13 protein-coding genes are annotated in these 15,730 nt (G+C 56.6%); 1 reads left to right on the forward strand and 12 read right to left on the reverse strand.

The genetic code is table 11. The annotated features are described in order from the left end of the window. Positions 1-19: 19 nt before the first annotated feature. A complete protein-coding gene (locus tag G565_RS0104255; protein ID WP_028669842.1) occupies positions 20-1,480 on the reverse strand; it encodes a glyceraldehyde-3-phosphate dehydrogenase in 1,461 nt (486 codons plus the stop codon). A 540-nt stretch (positions 1,481-2,020) separates the two neighbouring features. Between G565_RS0104255 and G565_RS0104260 the strand changes: the two genes are divergently transcribed. Then, positions 2,021-2,944, forward strand: coding sequence for a DegV family protein (locus tag G565_RS0104260; RefSeq protein ID WP_028669843.1), 924 nt, complete (start codon positions 2,021-2,023; stop codon positions 2,942-2,944). Positions 2,945-2,976: 32 nt separating this feature from the next. Here the strand turns inward: G565_RS0104260 and G565_RS0104265 are convergent, their stop codons facing one another. The 11 genes from G565_RS0104265 to trpA all read right to left on the reverse strand — a co-directional run bounded on the left by G565_RS0104265 (position 2,977) and on the right by trpA (position 15,687). Beyond that, entirely contained in the window at positions 2,977-4,584 is a 1,608-nt protein-coding gene (locus G565_RS0104265) for a GGDEF domain-containing response regulator (RefSeq protein ID WP_028669844.1), read from the reverse strand. 135 nt (positions 4,585-4,719) lie between these two features. Then, complete coding sequence (locus tag G565_RS0104270) at positions 4,720-6,705, reverse strand: transglutaminase TgpA family protein (RefSeq protein ID WP_028669845.1); 1,986 nt, start codon at positions 6,703-6,705, stop codon at positions 4,720-4,722. Next, complete coding sequence (locus G565_RS0104275; protein WP_028669846.1) at positions 6,702-7,661, reverse strand: DUF58 domain-containing protein; 960 nt, start codon at positions 7,659-7,661, stop codon at positions 6,702-6,704. The genes G565_RS0104270 and G565_RS0104275 overlap by 4 nt, the downstream gene beginning before the upstream one ends. Before the next feature lie 12 nt (positions 7,662-7,673). Next, entirely contained in the window at positions 7,674-8,597 is a 924-nt protein-coding gene (locus G565_RS0104280) for an AAA family ATPase (RefSeq protein WP_051207310.1), read from the reverse strand. 117 nt (positions 8,598-8,714) lie between these two features. Next, a complete protein-coding gene (locus G565_RS0104285) occupies positions 8,715-9,929 on the reverse strand; it encodes an O-succinylhomoserine sulfhydrylase (protein WP_051207315.1) in 1,215 nt (404 codons plus the stop codon). 95 nt (positions 9,930-10,024) lie between these two features. After that, on the reverse strand, positions 10,025-11,545 hold the full coding sequence (gene purF / locus G565_RS0104290; protein ID WP_028669849.1) for an amidophosphoribosyltransferase: 1,521 nt from the start codon (positions 11,543-11,545) through the stop codon (positions 10,025-10,027). 3 nt (positions 11,546-11,548) lie between these two features. Further along, positions 11,549-12,040, reverse strand: coding sequence for a CvpA family protein (locus G565_RS0104295; RefSeq protein WP_028669850.1), 492 nt, complete (start codon positions 12,038-12,040; stop codon positions 11,549-11,551). A 90-nt stretch (positions 12,041-12,130) separates the two neighbouring features. Beyond that, positions 12,131-12,697, reverse strand: a complete 567-nt coding sequence (locus tag G565_RS0104300; protein ID WP_028669851.1) for an SPOR domain-containing protein — start codon at positions 12,695-12,697, stop codon at positions 12,131-12,133. Between the two features lie 28 nt (positions 12,698-12,725). Further along, positions 12,726-13,997, reverse strand: coding sequence for a bifunctional tetrahydrofolate synthase/dihydrofolate synthase (gene folC, locus G565_RS0104305; RefSeq protein ID WP_028669852.1), 1,272 nt, complete (start codon positions 13,995-13,997; stop codon positions 12,726-12,728). Beyond that, positions 13,981-14,844 carry an acetyl-CoA carboxylase, carboxyltransferase subunit beta gene (gene accD / locus G565_RS0104310; protein WP_028669853.1) on the reverse strand — a complete coding sequence of 288 codons (864 nt, stop codon included), beginning with the start codon at positions 14,842-14,844 and terminating at the stop codon, positions 13,981-13,983. The genes folC and accD overlap by 17 nt, the downstream gene beginning before the upstream one ends. A gap of 33 nt (positions 14,845-14,877) precedes the next feature. After that, positions 14,878-15,687: a tryptophan synthase subunit alpha gene (trpA, locus tag G565_RS0104315; RefSeq protein WP_028669854.1), complete on the reverse strand. Its 810-nt coding sequence runs from the start codon at positions 15,685-15,687 to the stop codon at positions 14,878-14,880. Positions 15,688-15,730: the final 43 nt, after the last annotated feature.

Raw genomic sequence — 15,730 nt, forward strand, 5'->3', positions numbered from 1 at the left:
AGGGATTTTTCAGTCGTTTCTACACCGTTTTCGGGTAAATCTGATACTGAATGCCCGCCATATCGTGGATAGTGCGCACGACCTGTGCGCTGTATCCTGCTTCGTTATCGTACCAGACATAGATCACAGCCCGCTTGCCGGTCACAATGGTCGCGCCGCTGTCGACGATGCCGGTTTTACGATTGCCGACGAAATCAGAGGATACCGCTTCCGGTGAATTGGTGTAGTCGATCTGTTTGTTCAAGTCAGAATACAGTGCCACGTGACGCAAATAATCGTTCAGGTCGTCGCGTGTGGTTTCCTTTTCCAGATTCAGATTCAAAATAGCCATCGACACATTGGGTGTTGGCACCCGGATCGCGTTGCCGGTCAACTTCCCTTCGAGTACTGGCAACGCCTTCGCGACCGCTTTGGCAGCACCCGTTTCGGTCAGCACCATGTTCAACGGCGCACTGCGACCGCGGCGCTCACCCTTGTGGAAGTTATCGATCAGATTCTGGTCATTGGTATAACTGTGAACGGTTTCAACGTGCCCGTTTTCTATACCGAATTCGTCGTTAAGGGCTTTCAAAACCGGCGTAATGGCGTTGGTGGTGCAAGAGGCGGCAGACACAATGGTATCAGCCTCGCTCAGCGACGCATCATTAATGCCGTGGACGATGTTCTTGATGTCCCCCTTGCCCGGTGCGGTCAGCAGTACGCGGCTGGCGCCCGGGCAGTTCAGGTGCTGGCCAAGACCATCGCGGTCTCGCCACATGCCGGTGTTGTCGACGACGATGGCATCACGAATGCCGTATTGAGTGTAATCGACTTCAGCCGGTGTTTTGGCGTAAATGATTTGCACGGCAGTACCATTGACCACCAGAGTATTGTGTTCTGCATCGACGGTGATCGTCCCTTCAAAACTGCCATGCACCGAGTCACGGCGCAGCAGACTGGCCCGTTTAACCAGATCATCGTCGGTGCCACCCGGGCGAACAACGATGGCTCGCAACCGTAACGGTGACCCACCGGCTTTTTCGATCAGAATGCGCGCCAGCAAGCGCCCAATGCGGCCAAAACCATACAACACCACGTCTTTGGCCGGTGTCTGATAGCGGGCATTGGCGTCGTACCCGTTTTTCAGGTCAGCCAGTTCGTCTTCCAAAAAGTGGCGCAGCGGCGTGCCCATCGCCTGTGACTTATGCTTGAGCGCCAGTTTGCCGATGTCTATGTGCGCCGGTGCGAGGTTCATTTCATCAATGATTTCCAGAACGCCGAGGGTCTCATTGACCGACAGTTCATGGCCTTCTACCTGGCGCACAAAGCGATGGGATTTCAGCAACTGTATAACAGACTGATTAATAATCTGACGGCCATAGATCGAAGTAATCACATTGTTTTTGCGATACAGACGCCCGATGATCGGGATCATGGCCTCGGCCATGGCTTCCTTTTCCTGCCAGCGCAGCAGGGTCTGATCTATGGCAGCTTGATTCACACTCAGTCCTCTTTCCAGGTGATTGGGTCGTTGAGTCCGGACAACCATCCAGGGTTGCCTCAGTTATTCGGTAGTATTAAATCCCGATATCATCCGGGTTAGGTACAATTCTAGAGAAGGTCGACAGGGTATTCGAGTCACATTGTCAGAAAATATTTGACAACTAACCCAGAAGAAACCCGCTTTGAAAGTTTATTACCACAAAGTGTCGATTGGCTTGCTCGCCCAATGGGTGGAACGGATACCAAATCCGGTCAGGCTGATTGAATAACTCGTCACAAGGCCTGCAACCACCAGCAAACGTTCGAGAAGACCCTGCCGGAGCGCCCCTGGTCGAACGCGACAATGTGAAAGAGAATTACGGAATTTTAATACTTCCGGGCGGTCATAATAATTTGAAAAAAACGCCCGACTCATCAGTTAATGAGTCAGCGTGTGTGATTAAGCCAGTTATGGCCACGGTCTTCTTTTGTATCAGCGCAGTAATGGCTCTATAGTGCAGTTAGGAAAAGCGACTATAAAAACGGAGAAACTCTCTTAATGAGCACCACCCTGTTTGTTGATTCTGCCTGCGATTTGCCTCAGTCGTTCCTCACCAAATACGACGTCAAAGTGCTGCCGGCGACCATTCTGTATGATGGGCATTCCATGCCCGATTACCGCAACACCGAAAAAACCATCGCGCTCTATGAGAGTGGCGTGCTCGATAAAGGCCACCAAAGCGACACAGCGCCCACGTCAGCCCAGACCATCCAAACTTTGGTTGAAAAAGCCATCAAACAAGGCCATCAGGAGATTCTGATTCAGACGGTCAGCCGCATGCGCAGCCCGACCTTCGAACATGCAACAGAAGCAGCTAACCGGGCGCAAAAGACGGCGGCAAAAAATCAGAAAACCGTCTCAATTCGGGTACAAGACAGCCGCACGGTATTTGCCGGCCAGGGCGTGCTGGCGGCACATACCGTTGCGTTATTGCGCAAAGGGGTCAATGGAACAGCGCTGCGCCGCAAGGTTGATCGACTCAGTTCCCGGGTGCATGCCTATCAGGTACCGGCCGATGTGTTTTATCTGCGAGAGCGTGCCCGGCGCAAAGGCGATAATAGTATTTCCTGGCTGGGAGCCATCGTTGGCCGTACGCTTAACATTGCCCCCATTGTGCTGGCGCTGGATGACAAAACCTTCCCGATCAAGAAAATTCGCGGTCACGACCTGGCGATCAAAACATTACTCGAGCATACGACCGATAAAATTCAGCACGGCCTGTTGTCGCCATTTGTCTGTGTCAGCTACGCCGGGCATCTGGATGACATCACTGCCCTGCCCGAGTTTCAGCGTATGCAAGCTGTCGCCAGAGAACACAAGAACCACGTCATCGTGACACCCATGTCACTCTCTGGCGGGGTGAATCTTGGGCCACGTACCTTGTCAGTAGCGTTTGCCTGCGAACATTACACCTGGCACTGACACTCTACTTCAGGGGCACTATCATCACCCGATCAGGCCCGACGCACTGTGTTACGACCGTCACGCTTGGCCTGATACAGGGCCTGATCGGCCGCCTGACTTAAATCGGAGGCATCCATCCCTGCTTCGTAGGCGGCAACACCGCCGCTAAAGGTAGTCTTCAACGGCCTCGCACCGGCATCGTGGTCGATGCGGGCAAAACCGGCACAGACCTCGTTGAGCAATCGCTCGGCATCGTCCAGCCGTGTGTTGGGTAATACCAGGGCGAACTCCTCACCACCATAGCGACCTACACTGTCGGTAGCCCGGAATCGCTGGCGTAAATACAACGCCAGCGACCTGATTACCCGGTCGCCGACCGGATGCCCGTAATTATCATTCACCGCCTTGAAGTGATCGATATCAATCATCGCAAAACACAAGGGCTGTTGCTTTTGCTGTGTCTCGGTGATGCCCTGTTTGAGCGCGTCGAGAATGGTGTTGTGGTCCAGCAACCCGGTCAGACTATCCCGAATCATCTGATCTTTCAGGCTACGATGACGAATGCAGCGATGCCTCACCGTAGCGATCAGGACATCGCTGGCCACTGGTTTGGTCAGGAAATCATCGCCACCCTGATCCATCGCGTCCATCTGCTTGCCGACATCCTGCTCTGCCGACAGGTACAGTATCGGCAGGGTGTTGTAGATTTGTTGCTGACGAATGATGCGAGCGACTTCAATGCCGGTACAACCGGGCATGTACATATCCATCAGCACGGCATCGGGCTTGAACTCCTGCAGTGCGTCCAGAACCGTCATGGGGTCATTGACCGATCGGGTGATCATGCCAGCCTGGTTCAGCGTGCGCTCTGTATACAGGCTTTGCGAGCGGGAGTCGTCGACCACCAATACCCGATAAGGCCGCTCCGCCCGGAAGTTGTACACCTTGCTCAGCCCCTGAACCAGCAAGCCGATGTCGAGCGAACCTTCCTGAAAATAGACCGCATTGGCCCGGGTCGCCTCCAGCCGCATGCCGATATCGGGTTCACTGGGCGACTGGAAAAAAACAGGAATGGGCGTACTTAACAGACTCTGGGCGGCCCGTGCGGACTGAATGCCGTCGCCAGCAAATTCAGTACCCATGATCAGCGCAGCAGGCAAACGATGGTGCATAACGTGATTCAGTGCTTCGTCATCGGTAATCGCCTGTGCGGGAATTCCAAAAAACTGCAGCTGTTCGCCCAACGCCGTCGCCAGCGCCTGGTCAGCAAAACAAACATAGACGGGTTTACGACCGCCAAGCGACTGTCGACCGTCGTCGCTGTCACCGTCACTGCGTCGGGCGCTGTGCTCAATCAGCAGATGGACGTTGTCGCTGAGTATTTGCAACCGCTCACTGTTGGGGGGCTTATTGGGCTGGGTGTCAGCCAGACAAGCAATCAACTGCGCTGCAGTCTGTTGCAATCCATCCAGCTCGTAACGCGACGCCAGCGTCGTCAATTTGGTGCAATGCTGCACAAACTCTTGATGCCAGTCAGGGTTCCACAGCACGTCGTCCAGCGATTGCCAGGTCTGTATGACCAGACGGGCCTGGTCCATGACCCGGCGACCGAAGTGGCGTTTTATCTCAGCGAGCTTTTCTGCTTTTTTGTCGGCCATTGGGATTCAACGTTGTGAAATTGAGACAGAAGTAACATGACGTATTCACCTGGAATCCCTTCAGATCCAGGCCCTTAGCAGGCCCTGCGGAGCCCATGTGCAAATTCTCCCCGGGACAGTTGCTCATGGGCTCCCTCATTGCGCCAGGCATGCCTCAACTCGTTGTTTGAGGTCCCGACGCCGTGATGCATCGAGCGTTGCCTGTGGATCGTAGGCCAAAGTATCTATCAGTTGTGCCAATCGTGCCAGCGCTTCCCGTTGGCCGGGATAGTCATACGCCAGTCGAGCCAGGTAATCCCTGGCGGTCTCGCCGGGATGGCGGGCCCCATACCGGCGCTCCACACGACCCAGGCTGGCCCAGGGCTCTGGCGATCGTCGTGGCAGGTACAGCAGCCCGGTAAACCAGGCCATCAGGAGCCCCAGCACCGCCAAAAATGCAGCCATAAAAGCCGCTGCGTGCCAGGGGTTGATGCGACCAAAACGAGCTTCGAGCAAACCCAGGGCGTTGCTCTGCTGATAATTCAGGATCGTCACCTGCCACTGATACTGGACGGAATCCCACCAAAACCCCAGACCGTCAAGCATCCCGAAATTTCGACCAAACCGCACCCCGAACGGCAAATCCGAGGGATTGTCTTCACTGAGCCAGTCATCCAGGTTGAGATCAATACGACCCGGGGCGACGGCTGCGGTGGGGTCAACCCGTTGCCACCGATCATTCAGCCAGACCTCTACCCAGGCGTGAGCCTCCATTTGCCGAACCTGAATAAAATCGCCGCTTTGGTTATAGGTTCCACCCAGGTACCCACCCACCAGTCGCGACGGAATGCCGGCCACACGAGCGAGATACGCCACTGCACTGGCATAATGTGAACAAAAGCCAAGCCGGCTATCAAACCAAAAATCACTCAGACTATCGGCCGACGGATACAGCGGAGGTTGCAAGGTGTACCTGAACGGCTCAGAGCGAATGTGCTCCAGAATCGCGGCAATGTACTGCGCATCCGATCCGACGTCCTGACGCAGTTCAAGCCCCCACTGGCGCAATGCTTCATTACCCTGCCCCGGCAAACGCTGGTACCGCTGCAACCCCGCCTCACTTTGCCAGTTCACCGAGGTCGCCGACTGCGCTTCGTAACGATACGTTTGGCTCAAGCTGTTGCGTCGGGCCGCTCGGCCGTCGGGTAACACATACACGTCCTGTCCGCGTATCTGCGTTGGCCAATCCAGAAAATACAACCAGTGCTGCTGGGTGGCCTCCAGCACGACCGAGTAATCAAATTGATCCGCGTCAGACACGGCCAAGGGTAACTGACCGCGGGGCCATTGAAAGCGATTTCGATCACGAAATTGCGCACGCCACACCCGGCCATCAAATTCGCCCAGAGTCGTGCCGCGCCAGTACCATTGCTGACGCGGTGGGGTATCGCCGTCAAACTGAACCCTGAAGGCAGGCGCAGTGCTTTGCGCCAGTGAGGCGATACTGCCAGGGTCGACCTGGTCGGACATACCGGTCTGAGCACCTCGCTCGTCATTGGGGATAGACCACAACGGCGGCAAACGCGGAAAAAACAAGAAACCGGCAATCATAATGGGCAGAGCAGCAACCATCAGCGCCAGGCTCAGTTTCGTCCCCCGTTTCCAGCGAAACGTCTGGTCTGCGGTCACTGCGTGCAACGCCAGAGTATTCGCCAGCACCATGATAATGGCGATCAGAGCGCCAACCGGGGTGTAGTTATACAGCAGAAAAATCCCGGTCAGGAAATACCCGAGATAGGCCTGAAAGATGCCATCCCGGCGGCGCATGACCTCCAGAGACTTCAGCAAATACCCCAGGACACACAGTGCCACGGCGCTGTCCAGATTGTAGGCTCTGAGTCCGCTGAGCAACAAACCTCCAATGCCTACCATAATAGAGAGAATGATCAGACTGCGCGGTGCCTGCCGCATTTCTCCGTGGGTCACCCGCCACCGCCATATGAGCACCAGAGCAAACACCGCCCCCAACCATAGCGGCATGTAAAACAGAAACGGCAACACCATAATGCCCTGCACCAGCAGCAGCACCCACAACACGGATAGCGGCATCACCCGACGCATGATTGGTACATACTGGGTCATATTACCTCACCGTATTCGGCCAGTGCCCGACGGCAGCGCTCCAGATGCTGCGGCCCCTTGTCCGGGATGATTTCCTGGCCCGGCAGCCGCAAACCGAAGGGCCGGTCCTGTTGCTGACAGCGAAGCATGTGCCAGGCCAGGGCCGACAACCGCAATTCACTGGCGACGCCCGGCAAAGCATCCCAATCCAGCCATTGATCAGCAGCCTGGTAATCGACAAAGTGTTTGACCACCAGTTCGTCCCGTGAAAAAGAAGGCCAGTGCATGCGATGCACCGAGTCACCTGCCTGATACTCACGTAGCGAGTGAAAATCCTCGGTTCCGGTTTGCACAAAGTGATCGTTGCTGATATCGCCTTCCGGTTCGGTGCCCACAGGCTGCAATGCCTGCTCAATCGGTTCGGGATAGGCCCAGGCATCCAGATCCATCTTGATGTAGGACCAGGCGACCACCAGCCCAAAGGGATACCGGCTTTCCAGTCGAAACCTTGGCAGCGACTGGCGCCCGCGCCGCTGTGTTGGCCGGCTTAGCGTGATTTGCGTATCCCGTCCGTCCATTTCCACGACAACCTGGCCCCAGTCTTCATGGCGCAGCTCAAGCGGGCCACGATAGCGAGTTCGCGGTGAACTAAGCATCAGTGAGTAGGTCGCATTTTCACCAGCCTCCACCAGCCCGGCCGTCTCCGCTTGCACGACCAGCCCGGAGAGGTTTCGGTAAGTCAGGTGCACTGCCGCCCAAAGCATGGCAATGAGCCAGAAACCCAGCGCGTAATTGAGCGAACTTTCAAAGTTGATTGCCACTAATAAGACAACCATCGCCAGCCCCAGCATTAACAGGCCCTGGCGAGTGGGCACAATGAAGATCCGGGACTGATTCAGCGTCACCTGCCGGCCAGGTGGCAACCGGCGGCTCACCCAGGCATCCAGGCGGCGCTGCAGGGGGGCTGGCCAGCGCATCAATGCTTCAACTCAGGCTGCAATGACATCCACTTCGTCCAACAGTTGCTTCACCAGTATGGTCGTATCGTGCTCACGCTGGCCCTGTATTCGATGCCCGGCCACTGCGGGGAAGACTCGTTGTACGTCATCCGGCATCACATAGCGACGCCCTTCCACCAGAGCCATCGCACGTGCGGCAGTCATCAGGGCCAGGGCACCACGTGGCGACAACCCCAGACGGCACAGCCCCGACTCGCGCGAGCTGTGAACCAGCCGCATGACGTAGCTCAGCACCGCATCCGACACCTTAACGGTGCCAACATCTGCTTTGAGGCTTTGCAACTCGTCTGCCGTCAACACCGGCTTGAGTTCCGTCAGTAAAGCCCGACCGCGTGTTCCGCTCAACAGAGCTTTCTCTGAATCCAGGTCGGGATAGCCCAGACTCAGCCGCATGAAAAAACGGTCCAGCTGAGACTCTGGCAACGGGTAGGTCCCAGCCTGACTTTGGGGGTTTTGGGTAGCGATCACATGAAAGGGTACCGGCAAGGCATGGGTCACTCCATCCGAACTGACCTGCCCTTCTTCCATGGCTTCCAGCAGAGCACTTTGGGCTTTCGGCGTAGCCCGGTTTAGCTCGTCGGCCAGCAATAGTTGGGTAAACACCGGACCCGGATGAAACTGAAAGGCTTCCTGATCGCGACGATATACCTGAGCGCCAATGACATCCGCAGGCAGCAGGTCTGAGGTAAACTGGACCCGCTGATAATCCAGCGACAACAGACGCCCAAGCGTCTGCGCCAGCGATGTCTTGCCAACGCCGGGCAGGTCTTCCAGAAGCACATGACCGTCACTCAGTATCGCCACCCAGGCCAGCCTCACTACCTCATCTTTTCCTGAAACCACTTTTCCAGCCTGGGCCAGCAATTGTTGAGTTACCGTGGCAATATCGGTCATTCAGGGCGATCCTTAATTCAAAGTGATTGAGCAGCCGAACCGGGCTTCACACCCCTAATTTGGGCGCAACGTTCATAACTGCTGGCGTCGGCATACTGCACAGAAGCGCGCGGCCCCTTATACTTGAGCGTCTGTCACCAGGGCATTGAGGCCACGCGCCAGATCGTCTTTCATGTCTTCGACGTCTTCAAGACCCACCGCGATGCGAATCAGCCCGGGTACAATGCCTGCGCTTTCCTTGGTTGCTTCGTCTACCCGCCCGTGGGTTGTTGTGTAGGGGTGGGTGATGGTGGTTTTGGTATCACCCAGGTTGGCCGTAATCGACAGAATGCGCGTCGCATCAATAACCGACCACGCTGCTGCCTGCCCGCCCTGGACCACAAAACTGAGTACGCCACCAAAACCAGACTGCTGACGCTTGGCCAGGTCATGCTGCGGGTGAGCAGGCAACCCCAGATAATGTACCCGGGTCACGACGGGCTGCTGTTCCAGCCATTCGGCCAGGGCCTGGGCATTGGCGCAGTGTTGTTTCATACGCAACTCAAGGGTTTCCAGACCTTTCAGGAAGATCCAGGCATTGAACGGACTCATGCTCGGGCCCGCACTGCGCAAGAACCCGACGATTTCATTAATCTGTTCCTCGCGACCCACCACAGCGCCGCCCAGTGCACGGCCCTGGCCATCAATAAACTTGGTCGCTGAATGAATCACCAGATCAGCGCCCTGCTCCAGCGGTCGTTGCAACGCGGGCGTGCAAAAGCAATTGTCCACGACCAGCAGTGCGTTCGCCTTGCGAGCTATAGCCCCCACAGCCTCGAGGTCGGTCACTTCAGACAGTGGGTTCGACGGTGTTTCCAGGAACAACAGGCGGGTATTGGGCTGTATAGCCGCCCGCCAGGCTTCCACGTCTTTGGGGTCTACGTAGGTTGTCGTAACACCAAAACGTTCCAGGTAGCGGTTGAACACCACGTTGGTTGAGCCAAAAATGCTGCGCGAGGAGACCAGATGGTCTCCACTTTTGAGAAAGGCCATACAGACGCTGAAAATAGCGGCCATGCCCGAACTGGTAGCCGCACAGGCTTCGCCGCCTTCAAGCAGTGCCAGTCGCGCTTCGAATGCCTGAACCGTGGGGTTGGTATAGCGAGAATAAACATTTCCTTCCTGATCGCCAGCAAAGGTAGCCGCTGCATCTGCTGCGCTTTCAAACACATAGGATGATGTCATGAACAACGCTTCGGAATGCTCCATCTCAGCCGTGTGCCGATAACCGCCGCGCACTGCACGCGTTGCGGGACGGGCCTGGTTGATAGCATCTTCACGCGATTTGTTCATGTGGATTCCTGGTGTTGAAAAAGAGTCGCCCTGGCGGGTTCAAAAGCCGGGCTGCCCGGCGACTGGCCAGGAATGCCGGCCAGTCACTCCGACTGTCAGGTGTCGTTATGCAGATCGACCATGGGTGTTTCATCATCGGTGCTGCGTCGCTCGCCCTGTGACGCATCGTTACGCAATGCTTCCAGCGCGGCGAGATAGTCGCCATCAATGTCGCCGGTCACGTATTGACCGTCGAAAACCGAGCAATCAAAGGTGTGAACGTCTGCCTTGTGAGATTGCACGGCCTGGCGTAAATCTTCAAGATCCTGGTAAATCAGCTTATCGGCACCGATCATCGTGCGGATTTCTTCGTTATTACGGCCGTGCGCAATCAATTCATGGGCCGCCGGCATATCGATCCCGTAAACATTAGGGTAGCGCACTTCCGGCGCTGCCGAGGCGAAGTACACCTTTTTGGCACCGGCATCCCGGGCCATTTCGATAATCTCATTGCAAGTCGTGCCGCGTACAATGGAATCGTCGACCAGCAGCACATTCTTGCCCTGAAACTCCAGTCCAATGGCATTAAGCTTTTGCCGAACCGATTTCTGGCGCTGCTTTTGCCCCGGCATGATGAAGGTACGCCCGATATAACGGTTCTTCATAAAACCTTCCCGATAATGCACGCCGAGCCGGTTAGCCAATTGCAGTGCACTGGTACGGCTGGTGTCCGGTATGGGAATGACCACGTCAATGTCGTTGTCTGGCCAGTCTCGGGAAATCTTGTCTGCCAGAGCGTCGCCCATGCGCAGACGCGCCTTGTAGACAGAAATGCCGTCGATGATGGAATCCGGGCGCGCAAAGTACACAAACTCAAACATGCAGGGTGACAACTGCGGATGATCAGCGCACTGACGCGTGTGCAAATGCCCCTCGGGGTCGATGTAGACAGCTTCACCCGGGTGCACGTCACGCATCAGCTTGTAGCCAAGAACGTCCAGCGCCACACTCTCGGAAGCAATCATGTACTCGGTACGCCCGGCTTCGCTGGTGCGCTGACCGATGACCAGCGGACGAATGCCGAATGGGTCGCGAAACGCGACCAGGCCGTAACCGGAAATCATGGCAACGGCGGCGTAGCCTCCCCGACAGCGGCGATGCACGGCAGCGACGGCGGCAAAGATATCGTCTGCGCCCGGTTGCAGCTTGCCCTGCAGCTGCAGTTCGTGCGCAAAGACATTAAGCAATACCTCGGAATCCGATGTGGTATTCACATGGCGCAGATCAGATTGATACAAAGCCTTGTTCAGTTCACCGGAGTTGGTCAGATTGCCATTGTGAGCGAGCACAATACCGTAGGGTGAATTGACGTAAAAAGGCTGGCTTTCCGCTGTACTGGACGACCCCGCCGTCGGATACCGCACATGGCCGATACCGGTGTGGCCGGTCAGGCGTTGCATGTGGTCGTTGCGAAATACGTCCCGGACCAATCCATTGCTTTTACGCAGATAAAAGCGCCCTGCGTCTTCGGTAACGATACCTGCGGCATCCTGCCCCCGGTGCTGCAATACCGTTAAGGCATCGTACAGCTGTTGATTAACGGCAGAATCACTAACGATGCCCACTATACCGCACATGGCTTACTCACCTCCGACCGACAAAATGGCATTGGATGCTTTGTTGATGTACTCACCGGTCCAACTGATCACCGGCTCGAAGAAAGGTACCAGCAGGGAATCCTGCCAGAATTGGTCAAGAGCAAACAGCCGCCCCAGTGCCAGCAAGGCAACGACCACAACCAGGCCGCGCAGCAGGCCGAAAACCATACCCAGCACCCGATCGGTGCCCGTCAGGCCGGTCATGCGAACGAATTCACCGAGCAAATGGTTGACCAGGGCGCCAACGATCAATGTGGCGACAAAAAGGATGGCGAACGCAGCGGTGTAACGCCAGGCGTCAGATTGAATCAAACTGGCCAGAACGACTGCCAGTTTATCGCTGAACAAGCGTGCAATGACCAGCGCCACAATCCAGGTAGCCAGCGACAACGCCTCCTTGGTAAAGCCGCGTTTAAGGCTGATCAGGGACGATACGATAAGAATGACCAGAATGGTCCAGTCGATGGCTGTCATAGTGATCCTAATTCGAAATCGCGGGCATTCTAACAGACCCGCATCGATTGTGAACCGCGGCGGCTACTGCAAACTCAGCGCAACGACCTGTCATGGTTGAAAGCGGACCACCAGCCCCTGAAGACCCGTTTGCTCAAGAATGTTCTGCTGCATGTCGCGAACCCGTTCCAGGTCACCATCCGGTCCGACCAGCACCTGGGTGAAGACAGACCCGTCAGATAACAACACTTCATTCACATAGGTGGAGTAATCCTGGTCGCGCAATCGATCCCGCAACTCAGCGGCCTTGGAACTGTCCCGAAAACTGGCTACCTGTACACTCCAGGCCCGGCCAGTGGGCGTCGCCACCGGATCGTCCTGCTCCACAGCTGAAGTTTCGGCTTCAACCGGTGATGCAGGTTCGGCTGCGGCTGGCTCCGGTATGGGCGCTGTCGACTCCGGCTCAGCAGCGGGCGGATCAGGCAAGGCGGGCAATACATCAGCAGCCGGTTCCGCCACCCGGATATGCGACACATCCGGCCGTTTGGGTTTGGGGGGAATCTGAGTTATTTTCTCCGGGATGCGACCGTTCCCGTCGAGTACGACCGGGGCAATCAAGAACACCAGAGCCAGTATGACCAGCGCCCCGACCAGGCGCTGTTGAATTCGAACGTCCAAACCTTGCTCCAATAGACACTGCGATGTATCAGACGCCGGCGGTATTCGGCTGTTTTGCCAGCAGACTCAACGCATCGGCGACGGTAAAAAAGGAGCCGCACACTAAGATCGGCAACCCCTGAGCATCTTCCGGCGCAGCCGCCACCGCTGCGGCTACCGAATCATAGCACCGGGCCGGGCTGACTGTCGCCCTGGCGTTCAGTTCAGTGGCCGTTAGACCGCGTGGCACTGACAACGATGCCAGCGACCAGCTTGCCGCCAAAGGTGCCAGCGCGCGGGTTACTGCTTCAACATCCTTGTCAGCCAACATGCCCAGCAAAACATGCCAACGACGGTCGCCAAGCCGTCGAGCCAGATAACGGGCTGCGTGAGGATTATGGCCGACATCCAGAACCCAGTCGCACTCCATCGCATGAAGCCGCTGGAGACGACCGGCCGGAACCACGGCATTAAAGGCCGCCAGCGTCTGCCCATCGGTTACCTTAAAGGGTGACCGGGCAAATGCCTGACGCGCCGAGATCAGATTGTCGGGCGGCACGGTTGTGGTCAGTCCAGTGCCCTCTAGTCGATGCACACCATCGGCATCGGTCCACCAGAGTCCCTCTTGATCGACGCCATGAGTGATACCCAGAGGCCATACAGGTGCGTCCAGAGCGTTGGCGCTGTCCACAACCGTGTGCGGCAAGTCGTCGCTGCCCAGCACAGCATCCGTGCCCGGTCTGAATATTCCGGCTTTTTCAATGCCGATCTGATCTCGATCCGTACCCAGAAAGGCAGCATGATCAAGATCAATGGTCGTCACCAGTGCCACATCCGGGTCCACCAGATTCACCGCATCCAGTCGACCGCCGAGACCCACTTCAAGCACCCAGACATCCAGGTCTGCCGCCTGAAACACCACAAAGGCAGCCAGGGTGGTGAATTCAAAGTACGTCAGGGTGACATCACCCCGGGCCAGTTCAACCTGCTCGGAGGCGGCAATCAGATTGGCATCGGTGACCGGGTTCGCATCGATCTGTACACGTTCATTGAAGCGATGCAGATGGGGAGAGGTATAAAGCCCAACCCGACACCCTGCCAACAGACTGAGTTGGCGCAGGGTATCGCAGGTTGAGCCCTTGCCATTCGTGCCCGCGACGGTAAACACATAGGGGCGCTGGCGACCCGCTGACGCCAATGGCAAGTCCAGACGTGACGCGACCGCCCGGAGGCGGTCGAGTCCCATATCAATGGCCTGGCTGTGCAGGTGTTCGAGATACGTCAGCCAGTCATCGAGCGTAGCATCAGGCTGCGGTCGCATGGGTCAGCTTCTTCAGCAGGCCTGCCAGCCGGTCGCGTTGCTCGTGGCGATGCAAAATCATATCAATTGCGCCTTTTTCAAGCAGAAACTCACTGCGCTGAAAGCCTTCTGGCAGTTGTTCGCGTACGGTCTGCTCGATAACGCGAGGTCCGGCAAAACCGATCAGAGCATTGGGCTCGGCAACATTCACGTCGCCAAGCAGCGCCAGGGAAGCCGAGACACCGCCAAAGCACGGATCCAGCATGACCGAAATATAGGGCACGCCCGCTTCACGCAATTTTTCGATGGCTGCACTGGTTTTGGCCATTTGCATGAGCGAGAACAAGGCTTCCTGCATGCGTGCACCACCCGAGGTGGCAAAGCAAATCAGTGGCCTGCGCTCTTCAAGCGCCACCTTGGCGGCCTGGGCGAATTTCTCGCCAACCACGGCCCCCATGGACCCCCCCATAAAGTTGAAGTCGAAGGCCGCCACGACCACAGGTAACCCTTCCAGAGTCCCCTTCACGGTAACCATGGCATCGTTCTCACCCGTCGCCTTTTGCGCTGCGATCAGACGGTCTTTGTAGCGTTTACCGTCCCGAAACTTGAGCCGGTCACGCGGCATGACGTCCGTCGCGAACTCTTCCCGGTCGGCTTCGTCGAGAAACAGGTCGATGCGACGCCTTGCGCCAATACGCATGTGATGCTCACATTTGGGGCAAACATCCTGATTCCGCTCCAGCTCCGGGCGATACAGAACAGCGCTGCATTTCGGGCACTTCTTCCACAACCCTTCCGGTACGCTGGAGCGTTGACTCGCGCCCGACCGAATCAGTGACGGTACAATTTTGTCCAGCCAGCTACTCATCGCTTCCTCATCATTCGATGTTCGAATTCAGTATTATGCGCGATCCATGGCGACCCGCATATCACCCAACAACTTAGACACTTGTGACGAAATTTCAACGGCTGATTCAGATTCCAGCCGCTCTATCGCATTTACCAGCACTGAGCCGACGATCACACCGCTGCAGACTTTCGCCACCCGAGCCGCCGTTTCACCGTCCCGAATACCGAAGCCAACGCAGACCGGAACATCGGTATGCTGCTCAATCCAGCTCATGCGTTCGGCCACTTCATCGACATTCAGGGTGTTGGCCCCGGTGATGCCTTTCAGTGAAACATAGTAGATCCAACCGGTGCTGCGCTTGCAAATGATGTCGAAACGCTCGTTGGTCGTGGTCGGGGTCACCAGGTAAATCAGATCCAGGCCTACGGCCCGGGCGTGCTCGACAATACCACCGCCCTCTTCCGGCGGCATATCAACCATCAGCAAGCCATCAACGCCGGCATTGTGCGCGGCTTTAACGAAGGTCTCGTAGCCCATCCACTCAACCGGATTCAGGTAACCCATTAATACCACAGGCGTGTCCTGATTGGTCTTGCGAAATTCAGCCACAATGTCCAGCGTCTTGCGCAACGACATGCCATTGGCCAGCGCGCGTTCATTGGCACGCTGAATTGCCGGACCATCAGCCATGGGGTCGGAAAAGGGCATGCCCAGTTCAATGATATTGGCGCCCTGCTCCACCAGTGCATGCATTAGCGGCAGCGTGACGTCGGGACGTGGGTCTCCGGCGGTCACGAAGGGAATCAGGGCTTTTCGACCCTCGTTTTTCAGGCGCTCAAAAGTAGCAGCAATACGACTCATAACAATTCCTTGATGGGATAACGGAACCGGGCTCTGGTGACAG

Source organism: Saccharospirillum impatiens DSM 12546, from assembly GCF_000423605.1.
Taxonomy (GTDB): Bacteria; Pseudomonadota; Gammaproteobacteria; order Pseudomonadales; family Natronospirillaceae; genus Saccharospirillum; species Saccharospirillum impatiens.

Excerpts from the sequence above, each read along its gene's own strand:
- G565_RS0104260 (WP_028669843.1), top strand. The coding sequence starts at position 2,021 with ATGAGCACCACCCTGTTTGTTGATTCTGCCTGCGATTTGCCTCAGTCG.
- G565_RS0104265 (WP_028669844.1), bottom strand. The coding sequence starts at position 4,584 with ATGGCCGACAAAAAAGCAGAAAAGCTCGCTGAGATAAAACGCCACTTC.
- G565_RS0104270 (WP_028669845.1), bottom strand. The coding sequence starts at position 6,705 with ATGACCCAGTATGTACCAATCATGCGTCGGGTGATGCCGCTATCCGTG.
- G565_RS0104275 (WP_028669846.1), bottom strand. The coding sequence starts at position 7,661 with ATGCGCTGGCCAGCCCCCCTGCAGCGCCGCCTGGATGCCTGGGTGAGC.
- G565_RS0104280 (WP_051207310.1), bottom strand. The coding sequence starts at position 8,597 with ATGACCGATATTGCCACGGTAACTCAACAATTGCTGGCCCAGGCTGGA.
- G565_RS0104285 (WP_051207315.1), bottom strand. The coding sequence starts at position 9,929 with ATGAACAAATCGCGTGAAGATGCTATCAACCAGGCCCGTCCCGCAACG.
- purF (WP_028669849.1), bottom strand. The coding sequence starts at position 11,545 with ATGTGCGGTATAGTGGGCATCGTTAGTGATTCTGCCGTTAATCAACAG.
- G565_RS0104295 (WP_028669850.1), bottom strand. The coding sequence starts at position 12,040 with ATGACAGCCATCGACTGGACCATTCTGGTCATTCTTATCGTATCGTCC.
- folC (WP_028669852.1), bottom strand. The coding sequence starts at position 13,997 with ATGCGACCGCAGCCTGATGCTACGCTCGATGACTGGCTGACGTATCTC.
- accD (WP_028669853.1), bottom strand. The coding sequence starts at position 14,844 with ATGAGTAGCTGGCTGGACAAAATTGTACCGTCACTGATTCGGTCGGGC.
- trpA (WP_028669854.1), bottom strand. The coding sequence starts at position 15,687 with ATGAGTCGTATTGCTGCTACTTTTGAGCGCCTGAAAAACGAGGGTCGA.